Annotated in this window: 19 protein-coding genes and 1 other RNA gene; 4 read left to right on the top strand and 16 right to left on the bottom strand. The window is 64.2% G+C overall.

Features of this window, described 5'->3' with window-relative positions; all coding sequences use genetic code 11:
• Positions 1-4: 4 nt before the first annotated feature.
• From GW587_RS16210 to rnpB, 6 genes are all read right to left on the bottom strand, one after another.
• On the bottom strand, positions 5-1,780 hold the full coding sequence (locus GW587_RS16210) for a peptidoglycan D,D-transpeptidase FtsI family protein (protein WP_166105049.1): 1,776 nt from the start codon (positions 1,778-1,780) through the stop codon (positions 5-7).
• Positions 1,777-2,052, bottom strand: coding sequence for a cell division protein FtsL (ftsL, locus tag GW587_RS16205; protein WP_166105046.1), 276 nt, complete (start codon positions 2,050-2,052; stop codon positions 1,777-1,779). Before ftsL ends, GW587_RS16210 begins: the two co-directional genes overlap by 4 nt.
• Positions 2,049-3,011 carry a 16S rRNA (cytosine(1402)-N(4))-methyltransferase RsmH gene (rsmH, locus tag GW587_RS16200; RefSeq protein ID WP_166105043.1) on the bottom strand — a complete coding sequence of 321 codons (963 nt, stop codon included), beginning with the start codon at positions 3,009-3,011 and terminating at the stop codon, positions 2,049-2,051. The genes ftsL and rsmH overlap by 4 nt, the downstream gene beginning before the upstream one ends.
• A 9-nt stretch (positions 3,012-3,020) precedes the next feature.
• The gene (gene mraZ, locus GW587_RS16195) at positions 3,021-3,449 is read right to left on the bottom strand and encodes a division/cell wall cluster transcriptional repressor MraZ (protein ID WP_166105040.1); all 429 of its coding nucleotides are present in this window, start codon (positions 3,447-3,449) and stop codon (positions 3,021-3,023) included.
• Between the two features lie 601 nt (positions 3,450-4,050).
• Complete coding sequence (gene glpK / locus GW587_RS16190; RefSeq protein ID WP_166105037.1) at positions 4,051-5,541, bottom strand: glycerol kinase GlpK; 1,491 nt, start codon at positions 5,539-5,541, stop codon at positions 4,051-4,053.
• Positions 5,542-5,604: 63 nt separating this feature from the next.
• Positions 5,605-5,938: RNase P RNA component class A (gene rnpB, locus GW587_RS16185), an RNA gene on the bottom strand.
• 191 nt (positions 5,939-6,129) lie between these two features.
• Here rnpB and GW587_RS16180 point away from each other — a divergent pair.
• A complete protein-coding gene (locus GW587_RS16180) occupies positions 6,130-7,833 on the top strand; it encodes a thiamine pyrophosphate-binding protein (protein WP_166105036.1) in 1,704 nt (567 codons plus the stop codon).
• Positions 7,834-7,851: 18 nt separating this feature from the next.
• On the opposite strand, the gene GW587_RS16175 is transcribed toward GW587_RS16180, so the two are convergent.
• The 3 genes from GW587_RS16175 to GW587_RS16165 form a co-directional block, all read right to left on the bottom strand.
• A complete protein-coding gene (locus GW587_RS16175) occupies positions 7,852-8,394 on the bottom strand; it encodes a hypothetical protein (RefSeq protein ID WP_166105034.1) in 543 nt (180 codons plus the stop codon).
• Between the two features lie 73 nt (positions 8,395-8,467).
• Positions 8,468-9,544 carry a porin gene (locus tag GW587_RS16170; RefSeq protein ID WP_166105033.1) on the bottom strand — a complete coding sequence of 359 codons (1,077 nt, stop codon included), beginning with the start codon at positions 9,542-9,544 and terminating at the stop codon, positions 8,468-8,470.
• A 747-nt stretch (positions 9,545-10,291) separates the two neighbouring features.
• The gene (locus GW587_RS16165; RefSeq protein WP_166105031.1) at positions 10,292-11,941 is read right to left on the bottom strand and encodes a methyl-accepting chemotaxis protein; all 1,650 of its coding nucleotides are present in this window, start codon (positions 11,939-11,941) and stop codon (positions 10,292-10,294) included.
• A gap of 512 nt (positions 11,942-12,453) precedes the next feature.
• Between GW587_RS16165 and GW587_RS16160 the strand changes: the two genes are divergently transcribed.
• Together GW587_RS16160 and GW587_RS16155 are read left to right on the top strand one after the other, a co-directional pair.
• The gene (locus GW587_RS16160) at positions 12,454-13,452 is read left to right on the top strand and encodes a TauD/TfdA family dioxygenase (protein ID WP_166105030.1); all 999 of its coding nucleotides are present in this window, start codon (positions 12,454-12,456) and stop codon (positions 13,450-13,452) included.
• A 2-nt stretch (positions 13,453-13,454) separates the two neighbouring features.
• Positions 13,455-14,369 carry an AEC family transporter gene (locus tag GW587_RS16155; RefSeq protein ID WP_166105029.1) on the top strand — a complete coding sequence of 305 codons (915 nt, stop codon included), beginning with the start codon at positions 13,455-13,457 and terminating at the stop codon, positions 14,367-14,369.
• Here the strand turns inward: GW587_RS16155 and GW587_RS16150 are convergent, their stop codons facing one another.
• The 7 genes from GW587_RS16150 to GW587_RS16120 are packed head-to-tail and all read right to left on the bottom strand — an operon-like array spanning position 14,370 to position 20,880.
• Positions 14,370-15,131 carry an SDR family NAD(P)-dependent oxidoreductase gene (locus tag GW587_RS16150; RefSeq protein ID WP_166105579.1) on the bottom strand — a complete coding sequence of 254 codons (762 nt, stop codon included), beginning with the start codon at positions 15,129-15,131 and terminating at the stop codon, positions 14,370-14,372. It lies immediately after the preceding gene.
• Positions 15,132-15,133: 2 nt separating this feature from the next.
• A complete protein-coding gene (locus tag GW587_RS16145) occupies positions 15,134-15,688 on the bottom strand; it encodes a DUF3833 domain-containing protein (protein ID WP_166105027.1) in 555 nt (184 codons plus the stop codon).
• A gap of 13 nt (positions 15,689-15,701) precedes the next feature.
• A complete protein-coding gene (locus GW587_RS16140; protein WP_166105026.1) occupies positions 15,702-17,030 on the bottom strand; it encodes an MFS transporter in 1,329 nt (442 codons plus the stop codon).
• A 20-nt stretch (positions 17,031-17,050) separates the two neighbouring features.
• Complete coding sequence (locus tag GW587_RS16135; protein ID WP_371875603.1) at positions 17,051-17,584, bottom strand: chalcone isomerase family protein; 534 nt, start codon at positions 17,582-17,584, stop codon at positions 17,051-17,053.
• 2 nt (positions 17,585-17,586) lie between these two features.
• Entirely contained in the window at positions 17,587-18,813 is a 1,227-nt protein-coding gene (locus GW587_RS16130; RefSeq protein WP_166105025.1) for an SAM-dependent methyltransferase, read from the bottom strand.
• Complete coding sequence (locus GW587_RS16125; protein WP_166105023.1) at positions 18,810-19,619, bottom strand: DUF1365 domain-containing protein; 810 nt, start codon at positions 19,617-19,619, stop codon at positions 18,810-18,812. Before GW587_RS16125 ends, GW587_RS16130 begins: the two co-directional genes overlap by 4 nt.
• Positions 19,609-20,880 (bottom strand): NAD(P)/FAD-dependent oxidoreductase, encoded by a 1,272-nt coding sequence (locus GW587_RS16120; protein ID WP_166105021.1) that lies wholly within the window; start codon positions 20,878-20,880, stop codon positions 19,609-19,611. The genes GW587_RS16125 and GW587_RS16120 overlap by 11 nt, the downstream gene beginning before the upstream one ends.
• Positions 20,881-21,154: 274 nt before the next feature.
• On the opposite strand from GW587_RS16120, the gene GW587_RS16115 reads away from it, so the two are divergent.
• Positions 21,155-22,102, top strand: a complete 948-nt coding sequence (locus GW587_RS16115; protein WP_166105018.1) for a MerR family transcriptional regulator — start codon at positions 21,155-21,157, stop codon at positions 22,100-22,102.
• Positions 22,103-22,252: the final 150 nt, after the last annotated feature.

The following is a 22,252-nucleotide window of genomic DNA, read 5'->3' as shown; positions in this document are numbered from 1 at the left end:
GTCGTCACATGTTCCCCTGTGCTGCTGATTCAGGAATGATGATATGGGTCAGGTCCGAGTCCGGAGCGATGTTCTTGGCGCGCAGCGCCTGGGCGGCCAGCGCCGAGAACACCGGACCGGCCACGTCGCCGCCGACGTGCACCGGACCACCCGGTTCGTCGATCATGACGGCGATGATGAAGCGCGGATCCGACATCGGCGCCATGCCGACGAAGTTACCGATGTATTTGGTTTGCGAGTAGCGGCCGTTGAGGAACTTCTGCGCGGTCCCGGTCTTGCCGCCGACGCGGTAGCCCGGCACCTGCGCCTTGACGGCGGAGCCGCCCGGCAGCGTGACCATCTCCAGCATCTCGCGCATCTCGGCGGCGGTCTTGGCGCTGACCACCTGGGTGCCGTGCGGCGCCTCGTGCAGCTTCTGGAACGACAGCGGAATGATGTCGCCGTCGCGGGCGTAGATCATGTAGGCGCGCGCCAGCTGGATCAGCGAGACCGAGATCCCCTGGCCGAAGCTCATGTTGGCCTGCTCGATCGGACGCCACGATTTGTACGGACGCACGCGGCCGGCCACCGCGCCGGGGAAGCCCCATTTAGGCTGCTGGCCGAAGCCGACCTTGGTGAACATTTCCCACATGTCCTCGGCCGGCATGCCCAGCGCGATCTTCGAGGTGCCGATGTTGGACGACTTCTGGATGATGGTCTGCACGTCGATCAGGTAATGCGGATGGGTGTCGTGAATCACACGGTCGGCGATCACCATGGCGCCGGCGCCGGTATCGAACATGGTGTGCGGCGTGACACGCTTCTCGTCCAGCGCCAGGCCGACCGTGAACGGCTTCAGCGAGGAACCCGGCTCGAAGGTATCGGTCATGACGCGGTTACGCAGCTGCTCGCCGGTCAGCTTGGAGCGGTCGTTCGGATTGTAGGTCGGCCAGTTGGCCAGCGCCAGCACTTCGCCGGTGTGCACGTCCAGCACCACGGCGGCGCCGGCCTTGGCGTGGAACTTCTCCACCGCGTCCTTGATCTGGGTGAAGGCGATGTACTGGATCTTGCTGTCGATCGACAGCGCCAGGTCCTTGCCGTCGTGCGGCTCGCGCACCGATTCGATGTCCTCGACGATGTGGCCCAAGCGATCCTTGATCACGCGGCGGCTGCCCGGCTGGCCGACCAGGGTCTTCTGCTGCGCCAGCTCCATCGATTCCTGGCCCATGTCCTCGACGTTGGTGAAGCCGACCACGTGGGTCGTCACTTCGCCCTGCGGGTAGAAGCGCTTGTATTCCTTGCGGGTCTGGATGCCCTCGATCCCCAGCTTGGTGATCTGGTCGGCGACATCCTGCTCGACCTGCCGCTTGAGGTAGACGAAGCCACGGTCCGAATCGAGTTTTTTCTGCAGGTCGGCGTCGCTCATGCCCAGCAGTTTCGCCAGCTGTTTCAGCTTGGCCGGCGCGGCTTCCTGCACGTCGTCGGGAATCGCCCAGATGGCCTTGACCGGCACCGACGACGCCAGCACCTGACCGTCGCGATCGGTGATCTTGCCGCGCGTGGCCGGCAGGTCCAGCGTGCGCGCATAACGGATCTCGCCCTGCTTTTGCAGGAACTGGGTCGACAAGCCTTGCAGCCACAGCGCGCGCGCGGCCAGTCCGGCGAAGGCGGCGAACATGACGAACAGCACGACGCGCGAACGCCATACCGGCAGACGCACCGCCAATACGGGGTTCTTCGAGAACGGCACGCCCTTGGAGCGGGCCACGCGCGAGGTGTTCACATTGCCGCCACGGCTCATTTCGATGCCTCCGGCGTCAGGTACTGCGTGCGCGCGGAGGTCAGCGGCGTCATGTTCAGGTCGCGGCGCGCGATCTCTTCGATGCGCGCGTGCTTGCCCAGCGTCGACTGGTCGAGCTGCAGCTGCGCCCATTCGATATCGAGCTGGCGTGCCTGCGACTGCGTGCGTTCCAGTTCGATGAACAGATGGCGCGCCTGGTATTGCGCGTTAACCAGCGACAGGCCGCAAGCGACCAGCAACGCCGTCAACACCGCGTTGATCTTGCCGCTCACGCGCCCTCCGGAATCGGTAGCCGGCGCGCCACGCGCATCACCGCCGAGCGGGAACGCGGATTGGCGTCGATCTCGGCGTCGGACGGCTTCATCTTCGAGATCAGCTTGAGCTCCGGCTGCGGCAGGTCGACCGCGCGGATCGGCAGGCGCCGGTCCGGCTGTTCGACATTGGCCTTGGACGCGAAGAAGCGCTTGACCATGCGGTCTTCCAGTGAATGGAAGCTGATGATGGCGATGATGCCGCCCGGCGCCAGGCTGTCGTAGGCCTGGGTCAGTACGGCTTCGAGGTCTTCAAGCTCTTTATTGATGAAAATCCGGATAGCCTGAAAAGTGCGGGTTGCCGGATCCTTGCCCTTTTCCCGAGTCTTGACCGCGCCTGCCACGATGCCGGCAAGCTGTCGTGTGGTTGAAATTGGCTCGACTGCCCTGCGAGCAACAATCGCCTTTGCAATCTGAAAAGCAAACCGTTCTTCCCCATATTCTTTAATCACCTTTTCCAGTGTCTGTTCGGTTTCCGTGGCAAGCCACTCCGCCGCCGACATGCCGCGCGTGGTATCCATGCGCATGTCGAGCGGGCCATCGTTGCGGAAGCTGAAGCCGCGCGCGGCGTCGTCCACCTGCGGCGACGAGATGCCCAGGTCGAGCAGGATGCCGTCCACCTTGGACGCGTCGCGCTCGGCCAGCGCCGCGCGCATGGTGGCGAAGCTGTCGTGCACGATGGTGAAGCGCGGGTCGTCGATCTGCTCGGCGGTGGCGATCGCCTGCAGGTCCTTGTCGAAGGCGATCAGGCGCGCCTTGGCGCCCAGCTTCGACAGGATCAGGCGCGAATGGCCGCCGCGGCCGAAGGTGCCGTCGACGTAGACGCCGTCGGCGCGCGCGCCGGCCAGCGCCAGCGCATCGACCGCTTCGTCTAGCAGCACCGTACGATGCTGAAATTCCGGCACCGCTGTTGTTGTCATGGCGGGACCTTAGAAAGAGAAATTGGCGAGTACATCAGGGGTGCCGGCATCCATCGCCTGCTGCTCTTTTTCCGCCATCTTGGCGGCGTCCCAGATTTCGAAGTGGGAGCCCATGCCCATCATCATGACCTCGCGCTCGATGCCTGCGGCGGCGCGCAGTTCCGGCGAGACCAGGATGCGGCCGGCGGTGTCCATTTCGACGTCGGTGGCGTAGCCAAGGAAAATACGTTGCCAGGCGCGGGCCTGCATCGGCCAGCTGGAAATCTGTTGACGGTGTTGTTCCCACACGGGACGGGGGAACAGCATGACGCAGCCGTCGGGATGGCGCGTCAGGGTGAGGCGGCCTTCGCATTGGATCGAAAGCGCGTCACGGTGCTTGGCGGGGATAGACATCCTGCCTTTGGCATCGAGATTGAGTGCGGACGCGCCTTGAAACACGGGATTACCTTTGACCTCAGTATGATTAGCGGAGCATGAAAACCGACTTCCCTGTTTCATCTCCCCCGCCGCTAAGTCGGGTGAAATTTCCCACAAAAAGACACTTTTTCACACAGATGCCCACTTTAGTGGATGCAAGAATAGTGGTCAAGCGGTTTCAGCCAATCGAAACGGGGATTTTATTAATGAAATTAAGGACTTAGCGTGATTCCTTGAAGCCGGGTAGAAATAAAATAGTCCGATAAATTAAGTACTTATGTCAGACTATGAATGTGCAACCTCATCTATGCACATGTGTTTAGCCATGAAAATGACTTAAATAAAATAGTGAAATAAAAGCATATAGTTGCAGATCGCCAACATTGCAGTAGCAAATCGACAACGGTCGAGGTCGCTGGTGCGGGGAGCGAAAAATCGGGATTTTGGGGAGGATAGTGCCAGTATGTCGCGCCGATAGCGCAATTACGCGGAATGAGAACCTTCAGAAAACCTTTAACAACCATGCCTAACTTCACCTGCTTTAATGCTGCGGCGGACGACTTGTCTATACAAATTATAGGCCATCGCCCGCACTGAAGCCACTATTATACGCCCATCAAAACTAGGATTTCGAGCGTTCGACGGCGCGCGCCCATCGCTCCAGCAGCGCGGCGCGCTGGTCGGGGCCCATGGCGGGTTCGAAGCGGCGCTCGCAGGCCCATTGGGCGGCGATTTCCTCCTGACTGTCCCAGAAGCCCACCGCCAGCCCGGCCAGGTAGGCGGCGCCCAGCGCGGTGGTTTCGGTCACCTGCGGCCGCAGCACCGGCACGCCCAGCAGATCGGCCTGGAATTGCATCAGCAGGTCGTTGCGGGCGGCGCCGCCGTCGGCGCGCATCTCGATCAGCGGCAGCGAGCGGTGCGACGCCTCGACATCCTTCTGCATCGCCGCCATCAGCTCGGCGCTCTGGTAGGCGATCGCCTCCAGCGCGGCGCGCGCGATGTGGGCGCGGTTGCTGCCCCGGCTCAGTCCCGTCAGCGAACCGCGCGCGTACGGATCCCAGTGCGGCGCGCCAAGGCCGACGAAGGCCGGCACCATGAAGACGCCGCCGCTGTCCGGCACGCTGGCGGCCAGCGCCTCGACGTCGCTGGACTTGGCGATGATGCCCAGTCCGTCGCGCAGCCATTGCACCGTGGCGCCGCCCATGAACACGCTGCCTTCGAGCAGGTAACCGGTGGCGCCGTCGACCCGCCAGCCCACCGTGGTCAGCAGCCGGTTGTGCGACGCCACCGGATGGCCGCCCAGCTGCATCAGCATGAAACAGCCGGTGCCGTAGGTGTTCTTGGCCATGCCCGGCTTCAGGCAAGCCTGGCCGAAGGTGGCCGCCTGCTGGTCGCCGGCGATGCCCGCCACCGGAATCGCCGCGCCGAACAGCGACGCCCTGGTGGTGCCCACCTCCTCGCTCGACGACACCACCGTCGGCAGCATCTCCTCGGGGATGTCGAACAGATGCAGCAGGTCGATGTCCCAGCGCATCAGGTGTATGTTGAACAGCATGGTGCGCGAGGCGTTGCTGACGTCGGTGACGTGCTCGCCGGTCAGCTTGAACACCAGCCAGCTGTCGACGGTGCCGAAGGCCAGCTCGCCCTTGCGCGCCCGTTCGCGCGCGCCGGGCACGTGGTCCAGCAGCCATTGCAGCTTGGTGGCGGAAAAGTAGGCGTCCAGCTCCAGGCCGGTGATGTCGGTGATTTTTTTGGCCTTGCCGGCGGCGCGCAGCGCTTCGCAGGTGTCGGCGGTGCGGCGGTCCTGCCAGACGATGGCCGGCGCGATCGCCTCGCCGGTCGCGCGGTCCCACACCACGGTGGTCTCGCGCTGGTTGGCGATGCCGATGGCGAGGATCTGGTTGCTCTCTATATGGTGGTCCAGCAGGACTTTGCGCGCCACGGCGAGCTGGCTGTGCCAGATCTCATCCGGGTCGTGCTCGACCCAGCCGGGCTGCGGGAAATATTGGGGGAACTCTTGCGCCGCGCTGCCGAGGATCCGTCCCTGATGATCGAACAGGATGGCGCGCGAACTGGTGGTGCCTTGATCCAAGGCCAGTATGTATTTTTTCATCGGCGAAGTCCCCGGTCGACGCAGCGTGCGCTTCGATCCGGCGGCCGCCGCGAAATCATTATTAGTTGAAGCAAGCCGATAGGCCGGATTTTGTTACGGCGCAGGCGAACCTGCGCTATGACAGCCATTCCTCTAGGCGCTGGATTACTCCAGCGCTCAAGCTTCCTACCCGCACGCTCCGCGAGCAGCATCATCGCGTGCCTATTTGGAATTGCACCAGGTGGAGGTTACCGCGTTTCACCGTAACTTAATACGCTCGTCTCTGTGGCCCTATTCCTCGCCTTATACCCCGAAAGGCTTTCAGCGGACGGCCGTTAACCGTCACCCCGCTCTATGGAGTCCGGACCTTCCTCCCGCCAGGCATTACGCGCTGGCCAGCGGCTGTCTGGCTTGCTTCAGGCGGTATTGTAACAGATGCCCTCACCCGCAAGGCGGCCGCAGGGGTCGGACCCTTTGGGTCCGACCCCACGTCTCCGGTTTGCGGGGTGGCGCGCCCGCTAAATCTGTAATTTGGTGTCGCCATTTGAAAAGCTCCACCTTCGCCCCCGCCTTAGAATGACGCATACCTCACCCGATAAGGCCTGCACCATGACGCAACCATCCCGCTCCGGCGGCCAGATCCTGGTCGACGCCCTGAAGATCCACGGCGTCGACACCGCCTTTGGCGTGCCCGGCGAGAGCTACCTGGACGTGCTCGACGCGCTGCACGATTCCGACATTCGCTTCATCATCAACCGCCAGGAAGGCGGCGCCGCCTTCATGGCCGACGCCTACGGCAAGATGACCGGCAAGCCCGGCATCTGCTTCGTCACCCGCGGCCCCGGCGCCACCAACGCATCGATCGGCGTGCACACCGCCTACCAGGACTCGTCGCCGCTGATCCTGTTCATCGGCCAGGTCGGCAACGACTTCACCGACCGCGAGGCGTTCCAGGAAATCGACTACCGCCGCATGTACGGCCAGATGGCCAAGTGGGTGGCGCAGATCGACCGCGCCGACCGCATTCCCGAATACCTGGCGCGCGCATTCCAGGTCGCCACCAGCGGCCGGCCCGGCCCGGTGGTGCTGGCGCTGCCGGAGGACATGCTGATCGAGCAGGCAACGGTGGCCGACACGCGCCGCTACCAGGCGGTGCAAGCTTCGCCGGCCGCCGCGCAGATCGACACCGTGCGCGCCATGCTGGCCGGCGCGAAACGCCCGCTGGTCCTGCTGGGCGGCGGCGGCTGGAACGAACAGGCCTGCGCCGACCTGCAGCGCTTCGCCGAAGCCAACCAGCTGCCGGTCGCCTGCGCCTTCCGCTTCCAGGATCTGCTGGACAACGCGCACCCGAACTACATCGGCGATGTCGGCATCGGCATCAATCCGAAGCTGGCCGCGCGCGTGCGCGACGCCGACGTGATCCTGGCCATCGGCCCGCGCCTGGGCGAGATGACCACCGGCGGCTACACGCTGATCGCCGCGCCGGTGCCGGCGCAACGCCTGATCCACGTCCACGCGGACGCCGAGGAACTGGGCAGCGTGTATCAGGCGGAGGTGATGATCAACAGCGGCATGCCGCAAGTGGTGGCGATGCTGGCGGCGATGGAACCGGTCGACGCGTCGGCCTGGGCCGGCGCCATCGCCGAAGCGCGCGCCGAGTACGCGGCATGGCGGGAACAGCCGGCCATCTTCAAGGACGGCAAGGCGCCGCTGGACTTGTGGCAGGTGGTGCGGCAGATCGACAAGATCGCGCCGCACGACACTATCATCACCAACGGCGCCGGCAACTACGCCACCTGGGCGCACCGCTTCCACAGCTACGGCGGCATGCGCACGCAGCTGGCGCCGACCAGCGGCGCGATGGGCTACAGCGTGCCGGCCGGCGTCGCCGCCAAGATCATCGCGCCGCAGCGCACCGTGATCACCTTCGCCGGCGACGGCGAGTACATGATGAACGGCCAGGAGCTGGCCACCGCCGTGCAGTACCAGGCCGGCGTGGTCATCATCGTGTTCAACAACGGCATGTTCGGCACCATCCGCATGCACCAGGAGCGCGACTATCCCGGCCGTGTCTCCGGCACGGAGCTGCATAATCCGGATTTCGCCGCGCTGGCGGCGGCGTATGGCGCGCATGGCGAGGTGGTGACCGCGACCGAACAATTCGGCCCGGCGCTGGAACGCGCGCTGGCGCACGCCAACGGCAAGAATTTGCCGGCACTGATCGAGCTGCGCTATGACGGCAACCTGATCACGCCCGGCGCCACGCTGGACACCATCCGCGATAACGCGCTGGCGGCGAAGGCCGCCAGATAAGGCGCGGCGGCCGCCGGCCTACAGGCTGGCGGTCGTATTCGGTTCGTTGTCGAGCAGCGGCTTGTCCGTCTTTTCTTCTTTTTTCTGTTTCGGCTCGGGGCAGGCGCGGCAGGTGCCGGCCTTGCGGCCGTAGTCGACCACCAGCGGCAGCCGCATCGGCACCGCCTCGTCGCCGCAATAACCGCCATCGAGCACCAGCGTTTTGCCGCCGTCGGCCAGCTTGCCGCTGATGGTGCGCTCATCCTCGTCCGGCGGACGCACCGTGAAATACAGCTGCTGCCCGCGCGGATCGATGTTCACGTCGCTGGCCACCACCGGCCAGCTCAAGCCGCCGGCCGTGTATTCATACAACACCGTGTCGACTTCGGCGAAGCGCTGCAGCGTGATGCGCTGGCCGCCGTATTCGCCGCTGTCGTTGTGGATGCAGAGATCCGAAAACACCACCATGCCATAGCGCGGCAGGCTGGCGGGCTTGCGCACCGTCTTCTTGGGCGCGGCCAGCACGGCGCAGGATATCAGCAGGATCGCGCCTGCAAACAGGGCATGTCGTGTCTTCGTCATGGATGTCGGCTTTCAGAAATGAACAACGGCTGCACCAGGCAGCCGTTGTTGATTCTAACTCTGAATGATCAGATTAGAACGAGTGCTTCAGACCCAAGTTGAAGGCCTTGTCGCCCGTACCGCCTTCGCTGTTGTTACCAACAGTGTAGCCGGCGCCGTTCTTGTTCTTGATCTTGGCGTAAGCAACGTAGGTGCTGGTACGCTTCGACAGCGCGTACGAGTAGCCGATTGCCCACTGGTCAGCATCGCGGTTGAATTCTTTGTCGTCCTTGCGGATGTAAGAAGCCATCACGGTGCCGGCGGTGTCGCCAACTGGTGCGGTCAGACCCAGCAGCGCGTCGCTGCTGTCTTTGCTGGCGATGAACGGGGTGGTGCTGTAGGCGGTAGCTGGACCGTTCAGCGGCGCGCTGTTCAGGCCTTTGTCTTTGCTGTAAGCGCCGAACACTTTAACGACTTTGAAGTCGTAGTTAGCGGCGATCAGAGCGTTGTGGCCGATGCCGTTGGTTTTCACGGTGGCGGTGTCGTTGTTTTTGCTGTTGTAAGCAACTGCAACGTTCAGAGGACCGTTGTTGTAACCCAGCGATGCGCCGACTTGACGGTTAGCGGTGGTGTCGCCAGCGGTTTCGCCCAGGCTGTACGAAACAGCGCCGGTGAAGCCTTGCAGGTTAGGGGTTTTGTAGACAACAGCGTTGTCGTTACGGGTCATGAAGCTGGCCACTGGGAACAGATTCTTGGCGGTACCGGCATAGCCCATGGCGAACGGGTCACCCACGTCGCGCAGGGTTTCGTAGTACGGAGTGTACTGACGACCCAGGGTCAGGGTACCAGCGGTCTTCGACGACAGACCGACATAGGCTTCACGGTTGAACAGCACGTTGTTGGTGTTGTCCAGGGCGCCGGTGTCGATACGCGCGCCGGTTTCCAGTTTGAAGATTGCGCTCAGACCGCCACCCAGATCTTCGGTGCCTTTGAAGCCGATACGGGAAGCCGAAGCCGCGCCGCTCGTTACTTTGGTGGTGGTGCCGGCTGCGCCGCCGCGCTCGCTAACGATACCGGCGTCCAGGATACCGTAGATCGTTACGTTCGATTGCGCGAACGCTGCGGAGCTCATTGCGCCCAGTACGGCAACAGCGATAAGGGATTTTTTCATTATGTATTTCCTTCAGTTTGTAATGCTAAAAAGTAAAGCTAGTATGGCGGCTTAATTCGGTGCTTATCGGCGCCATCAAGGCGCCGTCTGTGCGTGAGGGCAAACTCCCCAGCTGCCACGTTGCGATCCCAACCTTGGGACGCATTCACTTAAGTTGCGGCCGATTTCATCGTCGCCGGCTTTATCGCGACGCTTCGTGAGCGTCGGAGGCGGCACTATACTGATGCTTCGCGTCTCCATCAAGTGTAAAAGCGTTCATGTTGACCGCGCTTGCGCTTGTTAGATTTTCAAAACAGCGGCATTTTACCGCATCGCAATATTTCCTGCCGATCAAGCGAAAACCAGCTCAAGTTTCCGAACGGTGCGACCGATTTTTGTTCGCTCTGCCACACCGTCGTCGGACCAAGTAAAAATAGCCACATTGCTATTTCTGACGCCATTGTATATCGAACCTCCGGGAACCCCGCCTCTACCAAATGGTAATAAGCTTACAACTACGCGCGTGGGGCTCTTCCTTTTTCGCACCAAAAGCGGGCTTAAACCAACTTTGCCCCTAGTGAGGGCCCCTAATTTGTGCAATAAATTTGGCGTCGCATGCAAGGTGTTGCCTCGCATTACGCATTTGTAAGAAAATGCTACCTGTGGTTTTTTGGCCACATTTTACACAAATAATATTGCAAATCCCGGCAAGATCCGGTCGAACGGACGCGCTGCGTTCGCTTGCATCGCATGAATTCAACTAATAAATCAGGCCCGGCGGCGTATCTCCACGCGCGGCGGCGCGATCGCCGTCACCTGGCGGGCGCCGCCGGCGACCACGCGGAGCGGCCTGGCCTGCTGGCCGCCCAGCTGAAACACCGACACCAATTGCGCCAGCGCGGCGGCCTGCTCCTGCATGCTGTGCGAAGCGGCGGTGGCCTCTTCCACCAGCGCGGCGTTCTGCTGGGTGACGGCATCCATATCGGCCATGGCGGCGTTGACCTGCTCGATGCCGGCGCTCTGCTCGTGGCCGGCCGAGGTGATCTCGCCCATGATATCGGTCACGCGGCGCACGCTGACCACCACTTCCTCCATGGTGGTGCCGGCCTGCGCGACCAGCTTGCTGCCGGTCGCGACCTGGCTGACCGAATCGTCGATCAAGCCCTTGATTTCCTTGGCCGCCGCCGCCGAGCGCTGGGCCAGGCTGCGCACTTCGGTCGCCACCACCGCGAAGCCGCGTCCCTGTTCGCCGGCGCGGGCCGCCTCGACCGCCGCGTTCAGCGCCAGGATATTGGTCTGGAAAGCGATGCCGTCGATGACGCCGATGATGTCGACGATCTTGCGCGACGAGTCATTGATCGAGCCCATGGTGTCGACCACCTGCGACACCACCGCGCCGCCCTTCTGGGCGATGGCGGAGGCGTTCAGCGCCAGCCGGTTGGCTTCGCCGGCGCTGGCCGAGTTCTGCTTGACGGTGCTGGTCAGCTGCTCCATCGAGGCGGCGGTTTCCTCCAGCGAACTGGCCTGCTGCTCGGTGCGGACCGACAAATCGGTGTTGCCGGCGGCGATCTGTTCCGAGGCGCTGGCGATGGTGTCGGTGCCGGCGCGCACCTGGCCGACGATCTGGGCCAGGCTGCCGCGCATCGATTTCATCGCGAACAGCACGCTGCTGCGGTCGTTCGGCGCGGTGCGCACATCGACCGACAACTGGCCGGCGGCGATCTGGTTGGCGATCTCGACCGCGTAGTCGGGTTCGCCGCCGAGGCGCTTGACCAGCCAGTTGGTGATCAGCGCGGCCCCGAGCGCGCCGAGCACCACGCTGCCGGCCAGCAGGCCGATGATCCAAACGCGGGCCGACGCATAGGTGGCGTTGCCGGCGGCGGCGGCGGCGATGCCGCCGTCGCCGTACAGTTTGACCAGCTTGTCGACCTGGCCGCGCAGCGACACGATCAGCTTGTTCGATTCGCCACGGATCAGCGCCTTGGCGGCCGCGTCGTCGTCATCGCGCGCGGCTTTGCGGATCTTGGCGTCCTCCGCCATGTAGCGGTCCCACATGCTCAGAAACTCGTCGTACATCGCGCGCTCTTCCGGCGTGCGAATCAGTTTGGTGTATTCGGCCTGCATCCTGGCCAAATCCACCAAGTCGTTGGCGATGACCTTGTCGTACTTGTCCATTTCCAGTGGATCGCTGGAAATGATGTATTGGAATTCGCGGGTGCGTACCCGGGCGATTTGCGATTTCAGATCCTGCACCACGCGGGTGGCCGGCATCCAGCGTTCGCTGAGTTCGGTCGCGGTGGCATTGACTTGGGCCAGCTTGGCGATCGAAAACAGACCGACGATCGCGGTCAGCAGTAGTACTACGGTAAAAGCCAAGCCGAGCTTGGTCGCCAGCTTCAGCTGTTGTAACCATTTCATGATAACTATTCCTATAAAGAGGGCGCTCAGTTGAGCAAGGGCTGGGCGCATCCGTGTGCGAGCCCTCAAGGGGATTGCCGGAAATGCAAGTGGTATGTAGTTTCCACAAGGAAACGAATACTAATGCATTGCAATATTTTTTGCTGGCGGTGACTAAATATCGCTTATCCGCCCCGTCCGGCGCTTCCCGGGGCCGCGTCTGCACAGGGAAAACCGGGAATTGGCATTGCCGAATAAACAGCATCTTCTTTGCCATCTTGCACACACTTTACGGAACATCTACGTAGTTTCCTTAGAGACATATTTGTTATAAGAACGTCAGGCGAAAGATTCTTTGGTGTTAAAGAAGTTTCATAAACCTGTCAAAAGTCCATGGTTTTCATAGACGAATACCTTACTTCTTAACCAAAACCGTAATGCTGCATTGCAATATTTCCTATTGATTCCTTGGCCGAGTTGGGTAACTATGCGCAACTATTTTTCCATACGGCAATATTTTCAAGGAACGCACCATGCTTGCAATGCTCAACCACCCGCAACCCGCCGTCGTCGTGGCGGCACGCGATTTCGCCTGGGGCGACGACCTGGCCGCCATCGTCGCGCTCGTGGCACGCTACTTCAGCGACTTCAATGGCAACGGCTTTTATCCGCACCCGCACGAGGTGCGTCTGCAACAGGAGCTGCAGGCGGTGCCCGCGCTCGGCAAGCTGGTCCGCATGATCGGCCGCCGCGACGCGCGCGGCATGGCCATCACCAACCTCGGCCTGGCCGGCCTCGATGAAGCGCGACGCAACGCGGTGCTGTACGCGATCGCGCTATGCCTCGGCTTCCCGACCTCGACCGACCAGCGCACCAAACGTGTCGCCTGGGATGTGCGTGCCCGGCCGGACAGCGGCCAGCAATCGCGCTTCGTGACCTTTTCCGAGCGCGTCGGCGGCGCCGACATGCATACCGACTCTTCGTTCTATCCGATGCCTGAAGAGCAGTTTCTGCTGTACGTGGTGGCGGCCGCCCGCTGCGGCGGCGGCGAATCGCTGCTGATCGACGTCGACGACATCTACCGCGCCCTGCACGCCAGCGACGCCGGCCGCGCCGCCTATGCGCTGCTGAGCGCGACGCCGCTGCCGTTCCGCGTGCCGTCGGTGTACGCCGCCAACGACGACCAGATCGAAGTCCAGCTGGCGACCGTTTTCCACCGCCCGGCGCAATTCGACAGCGGCCTGGCGATGCGCTGGCGCTACGATTCCATCCTCAAGGGCCTGACCGCGCGCCCGGACCTCGACACCGCGCCGGTGCGCGCCGCGGTCGAGCTGCTCAACGAGGTGATCGAGCTGCGCGCCCCGCGCTTCAAGCGCCAGCTGCCGGACGACACGCTGCTGTGGGCCGACAACCAGCGCACGCTGCACGGCCGCGCCAAGTACACCGATCCGCAGCGCCACCTGATCCGCATCCGCATCTCGGACGCGCCGAACGCGGAGCGCATCGGCCCATCCGGCATCGCGGCGGATTGAGCATGCTGGCCGCCATCCTCCCCGTCTTCCTGATCATCGTGCTGGGCGTGGCGATCCGCCGCTACCAGTGGCTGCCGGAAGAATTCTTCCCGTCGATCGAGAAGTTCTCGTACAACATCGCCTTTCCGGCGCTGCTGTTCGCCGGCACCGCGCGGCTCGATTTCCACTCGGCCAAGGTCGGCGAGCTGGCGCTGGCGACGCTGCTGCCGACGGCGCTGGTGACCGTCGCCTCGGTGCTTGGCCTGCTGCTGACCCGCGCCCTGCCCGACGCTTCTCGGTCGTCGGTGGTACAAGGCGCGGTGCGGCCCAACACCTATTTCGGCGTCGCTGTGTCGGCGCTGCTGTTCGAGCCGCCGACGGCGGCGCTGGTGATGCTGTCGCTGGCCTTGTGCCTGCCGGCGGTGAACGTGATCTCGGTGATCGCGCTGTCGTGGTGGAGCGGCACGCCGGTCAACGCGGCGCGCGTCGCCGCCACGCTGGCGCGCAATCCGATCATCCAGTCGACGTTGGCCGGCGTGGGGTTCAGCCTGTCCGGGCTGGCGCTGCCGGCGCCGTTGATGAACACTCTCGACATCCTCGGCCGCGCGGCGCTGTGCCTGGGCCTGATCTGCGTCGGCAGCGGTCTGGTGTTTTCGATGCAGGGGCTGCGGCCGGTGGCGCTGGGCTTCACCTCGGTGCTCAAGCTGTTGGCGCTGCCGCTGTTCGCGGCCAAGGTGTGCCTGATGTTTGCGGTATCGGCGCCGGTGGCGCTGGCCGCCTGCTTCTACTGCGCGCTGCCGACCGCGCCCAACGCCTACATCATGGCGCGGCAGATGGGCGGCGATACGCGTCTGATGGCGGCGCTGATCACGCTGCAAACGGGGTTGGCGGCGCTGACGGTGCCGCTCAGCCTCGGCTTCATGCGGTGGCTGGCCTGATTACAGCCGTGTGACCTTGGCGATCAGCCAGAAGTACAGCCGGTACGGCAGCAATCGCGCCAGCCGCAGGCTGTTGGTGAATTTCCTTGGGAAGTGGATGTGGAACTCGCCGCGCTCCATGCCGCGTATCAGTTGGTGCGCGGCGTCCGGGGCCGTCATCAATTCCGGCATCGGAAAGTCGTTGCCCTTGGTGAGCGGCGTGTCGACGAAGCCGGGGTTGATCTGATACACCGCGATGCCTTTGGGCCGCAGGTCGAAGTACAGCGATTCGGTCAGGTTGATCAGGGCGGCCTTGGTCGGGCCGTACACCAGCGCTTTCGGCAAGCCGCCGTAGCCGGCCACCGAGCCGACGATGCCGATGCCGCCGCTGCCCCGCTTCAGCAGCATCGGCAACACCGCGTCGAGGCAGTTGAAGACGCCGCGCAGATTCAGGTCGATCAGCCGGTTGGCGGCGGCCAGGTCGAAGCTGTCGGCGCGCATTTCGTTGTAGCCGCCGGCCACCAGCAGCACCAGGTCGATGCGCGGCCATGCGGCCAGAATGGCGTCGCGCGCCGCGAGCACGCTGGCGTGGTCGGTCACGTCGAGCGCCAGCGGTAGCATGCGTGACTGGGACAGTTCCTCCAATGCCGCCTGGCGCCGCGCCGATATCGCCACCTGCGCGCCTTTGCTCTGCAACTCGTTCGCGGTGGCGGCGCCGATGCCGGTGGAGGCGCCGATGATCCATACGTATTTGCCGGCCCAGCTGCCGACGACGGGATTCATGCTCATTGCGGCACCTGCGCTTCGCGGCGGTTGAAGGCGACCGTCAGGCTGCCGAGGCCGAAGCCGAACTTGCTCATCGAGGCGCGGTTGAGCATCACGCGGTCGTCGATCAGGTACAGCCAGTCGTCGAAGTCGACGTTGTACACCTTGTCGTCGACCGGCAGCGCCAGCACGTAGCGCAAGCGCATGGCGTTGCCGGCGACGTCCACGCTGGCTTCGCCCACCACGTCGGGCGCGGTGCCGGTGTAGCGGCCGGGGGCGGTTTTACGCAAGGTCCAGACGCGGCGCTGTTTGCTGCCGTCGGAGTAGCTGAATTCTTCGTCCAGCGTGCCGACGTCGCCGTCCCAATGGCAGCGCATCAGGACCGTGAAGCGCTTTTGCACCGTGCCGCTGCGATCCTGGAACATGCCGTGCACGTCGAGCGTGCCGTTGAAGTAGCGCTGGATATCCAGCTTGGGCGATTGCTGCGCGTAGTGTTCCGGTTGCACCGGGGTTGCGCAGCCGGTCAGCAATGCTGCGGCGATCAATATGGCGGCGCAAAGGCGTGGTGGGTTCATGGTCGGCTCCTGTTCAACAATCGCGCAAGGGGGCGCGCCACAGCAGTGCGGCGGCCAGCAGTTTCAGACAGCAGGGCAGCAAGGCGTAGGCGAACGATAGCGCGCCCAGTCCTTGCCCGGTGCCGGGCACGTAGCCCAGCCATTCAAGCGTGGGCAGCACGACGCCGGCGGCCAGCGCCAGCGTCATTTGCACGCCCCAGTTCCAGACGCCGAAATAGGCGGCTTCGCGCTGGCCGCTGTCGCCGGCGCGGGCGATGACGCCGGCCAGCAGCGCCGGCGGCAGTGCGAGATCGGCGCCCAGCGCCAGGCCGGAGAGCAGGCAGATGATGGCGTAGGAGATCGCGTCGCCAGGGCCCAGGCCCCAGGCCCAGATGAAGACCACGGCGGTCAGCAGCATGCTGCCTGCCCAGGCGCGCGCTTCGCCGACGCGCTGCGCGATCGCTGGCCATGCGGCCATCGAGGCGGCGGCGCTGGCGAAGTACGCCAGCAGGAACAAGCCGGCGTTTGCGCCCAGTTTCAGGCGGTCTTCAGCGAAGAACAGGAACAGCGTGGCCGGGATGGAGGCGGCGACGCCGTTGATCATCAGGACCAGGAACAGCACGCGAAAGCGGCGCTGACTGAACGGCGCCAGCGCGGCGGAGAAGCCAAGTCGCACGCCGGCGGCTGCGTGGTCGGCCGCGTTCGCGTCGGCGTCGGCGTGGGCGGCGGCGACGGCGGCGGGGCCCGCAACGACGCGGGCGGCGGCAGCGGCGGCGGCGGCGGCGTGGGCGGCGGGAGTGGCGAAGGCGCGCGGTGGGCGCGGGGCCTTGCGCAGCAGGAGCGCGGCGGCGGCCAGCAGCACGACGGCGAAGGTCACGCTCAATACGTCGTAGCCGAAGACGGCCGGCACCGCGGCCGCCGTCATCACCCCGAGCAGGCCGCAGCTCTCGCGCACCGCCGCCACGCGCGCGCGTTCTCCCGGTTGCTGCGTCAGCGCCGCACCCCAACTTTGATGCGCGATGGTTGCCAGGCTAAAGCCCGTGTACACCAACATCAGCGCCCCCAGAAACCAACCCAGCGCAAGCCCGCCAGCCAGCACCGGCGGATGAAACAGCGCCGCATACCCTGCAAGCAGCAACGGCAACGCGATCAGCACAAACCTCGGATACGCCCCACCCGACCGCGTGATCCACCACCCCAACAACGGATCGACGAACGCCGCCGCCGTGCGCGCCGCCAGCAGCGCCGCACCGATCACGGCCAGCGTCAGCCCGCCGCGCTGCGCGTAAAACTGCGGAACATACACATAGATCGGCAGCGCCAGCATCGCCAACGGCATGCCGAACACGCCGTAAAAAAACATCGCAGCCCGCGCCAGCGGCCTCACGGCCTGGGCGCCGCGTCGCGCAACAGCGCCGCGCGCAGCTTCGGCGCGCTGGTCGCGGGATCGAGCCAGATGCCGACGAAGGCCTGCGCGAAGGCCGGATCGGCCACCATCGCCAACTCCTTGCCGTCACGGTAGAAGCGCATGCCCTGCCCCGGCAGGAACACACCGCTCAAGCGACTGCCCTCCTGCACATCCGGGAAAATCGCCTTCATCTTCTGCAACCACGCGGCGCGCTGCGCCTCGCTGCCGGCGCCGGTCTTCTCCATCTGATCGACGCTGGCCTCGGCGATCTTGCGGCCGCTCAGCGAGCGCGCATAGCGCAGGTCCAGCACCAGCGGCGCGGTCGCGCTGTACCCCTGCGGCCCCACCCACAACTCGGCCGAATAAATCGTCAAGCCGAACCAGGTAAAAGTACCCTGTCCCGACAAACGCGGATTGCCCAACTCCTGCGTCACGTAATCCGGCGCAGCATGCAATGGCCCCGAAGCCAGCAGCAACGCGCACAGACACCACCGCAGCAACGCGCGCACGGCTAGTCCTTGACCAGGGTGAACTGCATCACATCGGTATTCCCGGCGCGGAAAGCCGCCTCGCAATACGCCAGATAGAACTCCCAGGTCAGCATGAAGCCCTGATCGAAGCCCTGCTCCGCCACCGCCTCGCGCTGCGCCAGGAAACTGCGGCGCCATTGCAGCAGCGTGTCCGCGTAATCGATCCCGAAGCGGAACTCATCTGCCACGCGCAAACCGTGCAGGCCCGCCATGCGGCGGAACTCCGACGGCGACGGCAGCATCCCGCCCGGGAAGATGTATTGCTGTATGAAGTCGGTCCCCTTCCGATAGCGCTCGAACAAACCATCGTCGATGGTGATGGTCTGGATGCAGGCGCGCCCGCCCTGCTTCAGGTTGCGCGCCACGCACTCGAAATAGCTCGGCCAATAACTCTCGCCAACCGCCTCGAACATCTCGATCGACGCGACGGCATCGAACTGCCCCTCGCAATCGCGGTAATCGCACAGCCGCAGATCGGCCGACGCGGCCAAGCCGGCTTTCGCCAGCCGCTGCTGCGCATACGCCAGCTGCTCGGTCGACAAGGTCAACCCCGTCACATGCGCCCCCGCCTCGCCCGCCGCCGTCTCCGCGAAACCGCCCCAGCCGCAACCGATCTCCAGCACCCGCGCACCCGGCTGCAAATCCAGCTGGCCGACGATGCGGCGATACTTCGCCATCTGCGCCGCCGCCAGGTCGCCGCCGTCGCCGTGGCGGAAGATCGCGCTGGAATACGTCATCGTCGGATCCAGCCATAGCTGATAGAACGCATTGCCGATATCGTAGTGTGCATGGATGTTCTTGCGGCTGCCGGCGCGCGAATTGCGGTTCATCAGATGCTTCAGCCGATACAGCAGGCTGCCCCACCAGCTGCCATAGACCAGTTGCTCGATCTCGTCGCGGTTGCGGATCAACAGCTCGATCAGCCCCACCAGGTTATCGGTCTTCCAGTCGCCCGCGATGAACGATTCGGCGAAACCGATATCGCCCGAACGCATCGCCGCGCCGCACAGCTTCCAGTTCTTCAGCTCCAGCACGATCGGAAACGAACCGTCGCCGAACAGCTGATACGCGCCGTCCGGCCGTTGCAGCAGCAGCGCGCCATGCTTCAAGCCTTGCAGCATCTTGATGATCAAGCGCGCGGAGGCGGGCGGCTTGGCCGCTGTGTGGTTCGCCATCGGCGTCATGGCGCCCAGGGATTTGGTATTCATCGTGACACCTTCTGTTCAGGCGGTACAGGTTTGGAAAAGAACGGCACGCGGCGCAGCCACAGCTTGAGCGCCTGCCAGTGGATGCGCGCCATCACGCCGAACGTCATCAGCGGGAACGTGAAGAAAGCGCGCATCGCATTGCGGTCGTTGAGCGGCGTGGCGCGGCCGGACAGGCTGGTCTCCAGCAGCGGCCCGTCGCCGTCGTCGTAGTCGATGCAGGCCAGCGTCTGCTCGCTGCCGGCGTGCGGCCCTGCGCTGCGCCGGCCGGCGAAGAAACGGAAGCGATAGCCGCCACGCACTTCGCAAAACGGCGACACATGAAAAATCTTGCGCGCCGCAAGCTCCTCGGCGACGCCGATCGCGCCGCCCGTCTCCAGCAGATAGCAATGGCGTTCGCCGAAGGTGTTGTGCACATCGGCGACGATGGCGCGCAGCGCGCCGTCGCGGCGGTGGCAAAACCAGAACGACACCGGATTGAACACATAGCCCAGCACGCGCGGCATGGTCTGCAGCCAGATTTCGCCGTCGGCGTCGTGCACGCCTTGCGCCGCCAGCAGGCCGTCTATCCATTGCAGCAAAGGCTGGCGGCCGTCGCCATGATCGCTGTCGTGGAAGGACAGCAGGTTGCGGCGGTTGCGCGAAAAAAAACGGCAGCCGAAATCGCCGGCGCCCAGGCTGCGCAACGGTAGCCGGATGAAATACATCCCATAGCGGAAGCCGTGCCGCACCGGCCGCAGACGCAGATGCCGCACCTGGCCGAAGCACAGCTGCGGCGCAGGCGAAGACGCGATGGCGTCAGGCCGCACGGGCCACCCGCTGACGCGCGGCGATGGCGTCGGCCACCGCCAGGCCGGAACGCAGGCCGTCCTCGTGGAAGCCGTAACCGGTCCATGCGCCGGCGAACCAGATCTTGTTGCGGCCCTGGATATCGTGCAGGCGCTGTTGCGCCGCCACCGCCGCCGCATCGAACACTGGATGCGCATACGAAAACTCGCGCAGCACGCTGCCCGGCGCCGGCTCGGTCAAGGGATTCAACGACACGATCACCGGCTGCTCGAACGGCAAGGGCTGCAACTTGTTCAACAGGTAGTGCACGCACACGCGCTGCGGTCCGTCGCCGTCGCCGCTGCCCTGGTAGTTCCACGCCGACCACGCCTTGCGCTCGGCCGGCAGGCAGCCGGTGTCGGTGTGCAGCACCGCGCGGTTGGTCTGGTAGCGCACCGATCCCAGCACGCCGCGCTCGAAGCCGTTGGCGTCGGCCAGCAAGGCCAGCGACTGGTCGCTGTGACAGGCCAGCACCACTTCATCGAAGCGCTGTTCGCCGTAGGCGGTGGTCAGCAGCACGCCCTGCGGGCCGCGCGCCAGCGCCAGCACCGGCGTATTCAGATGACGATCCGGTATCGCCTGCAGCATACGTTCGACATAGCGGCGCGAACCGCCGAGCACCGTATGCCACTGCGGCCGGTCGTTCACTTGCAGCAGGCCATGGTTATGGCAGAATTGCACGAAGCTGGCCAACGGAAAAGCGAGCATCTGCTCGGAGGGGCAAGACCAAATGCACGCCGCCATCGGTAATAAATACCAATCGCGGAACTGGCTGCTGTATCCTTGTTCCAGCAGATAAGCACCCAGGCTCATCTTCGGCGTCCGGCCCCGCGCCAGCGCGGTGGCGGCCTGGTTGAACCGAAGAATATCGCGCAGCATGCGCAGGAAAGCCGGACGGAACAGATTGCCGCGTTGGCAGAACACCTGGTCCAGATTGCCGCCGGCCCACTCCAGCATGCGCCCGCCCGTCGGCAACTTGACGGAGAAGCCCATATCACTGGGCGCCGTGCTGACATCCAGTTCCTCGAACAAGGCGGTCAGGCGCGGATACGTTTGGTGGTTGAACACCAGGAATCCGGTGTCGACCCCATGCGTGATGCCATCGAAAGTCACGTCGACGGTATTGCTGTGGCCACCGAAGTAGCTGCCGGACTCGAACAGGCTGACCTGATGGCCCGCCTCCACCAGACGATAAGCGCAGGACAAACCCGAAATTCCGCTACCTACAACAGCTATCTTCATTATTTTTCACCTGGTTGAAATAATTTTGTCCTGGACAAAACTAGGGCAAAGACGATAATCAGTTAATTAGTTCTAGATGTCAACTGTGTGTCGTGGACAAGCTCCTAACCGAAAGTTATACGCAACAAAGTCGGTATCGGATGCAGTAACTTTCACAGTCGAAACGAATGTAAAATGCAGGTCGCGCCAAGACGCAATGGTCGAAAACGCATGTGCACCCGGACCCCGTGCCAACCCCTCGCGACTGCCCAAAACAGCAGCCGTTTAATGCCTGATGACAACTAAAGCTTCCTTACAACCAGTATCCAGCACGATCAGCGACGTCGAGCGCGATACCGGCGTGGCCAAGGAAACGCTGCGCGTCTGGGAGCGTCGCTACGACTTCCCGCAACCGCTGCGCGATCCGAATGGCGAGCGCGTCTATCCCATCGACCAGGTCCACAAGCTGCGCCTGGTCAAGCGGCTGATCGACCTCGGCTTCCGTCCCGGCAAGGTGATCAAGTACAGCGCCGACGAATTGCAGGCGCTGACCGGCAAGGCCACCGGCGCCGCCAACGGCACGACGGCGGCCGCGCCCGAGCTGCAAACTTATCTGGAATTGTGCAAAAGCCATCAAATGGAAGCGCTGCGCCGCAAGCTGTCGCAGGCCTTGCTGATGATGGGCTTGAAGAGTTTCGTCACCGAGCTGGTGGCGCCGCTGACCGCGCTGGTCGGCGAAGCCTGGGCCAGCGGCGCGCTGGCCACGTTCGAAGAGCATTTATATACGGAGTCGCTGACGGTGGTGATGCGCAGCGCGATCTTCGCCATGCCGCAAGCGAGCAGCAGCAACGCCGGCGCGCCGCGCATCATGCTGACCACCCTGCCGCAGGAGCGTCACGGCCTGGGCCTGCTGATGGCCGAGGCGATGTGCGTGGCCGAAGGCGCGCACTGCATCTCGCTGGGCGTGCAGACGCCGCTGCTCGACATCGTCGAAGCGGCGCGGGTGCAGCGGGTCGACATCATCGCGCTGTCGTTCTCGGTGGCGATGAATCCGCGCCAGGCGCTGGACGGGCTGGCCGAGCTGCACACGCGGCTGGCCGGCGGCGCCGAACTGTGGGCCGGCGGCGGCAACGCCGCGCTGAAGCGGCGGCGTCCGCCGTTCGTGCGGGTGTTCGCGCTGGCCGACATCTCCGGCGCCATCGCCGAATGGCGCATGCGCCATGTGAACGCCGCCGCCGGCTGACCACCCCGCACGGCGCTCAGCCCAGGGTCAGACCCCGTACGGGGTCTGACCCTTCCGGTTGGGGGTGCGGGTTAGCGCTCTGGTAAAATACCAATCTTTCCCCGTGTCCGGCGCTGCCGGGCATCAGCTTGAAGCGCCCCCAACCACACA

The sequence above is a fragment of the Duganella aceris genome (genome assembly GCF_011090165.1).
GTDB lineage: Bacteria > Pseudomonadota > Gammaproteobacteria > Burkholderiales > Burkholderiaceae_D > Rugamonas > Rugamonas aceris.
This window is presented reverse-complemented; position numbering and strand designations above follow the sequence as displayed.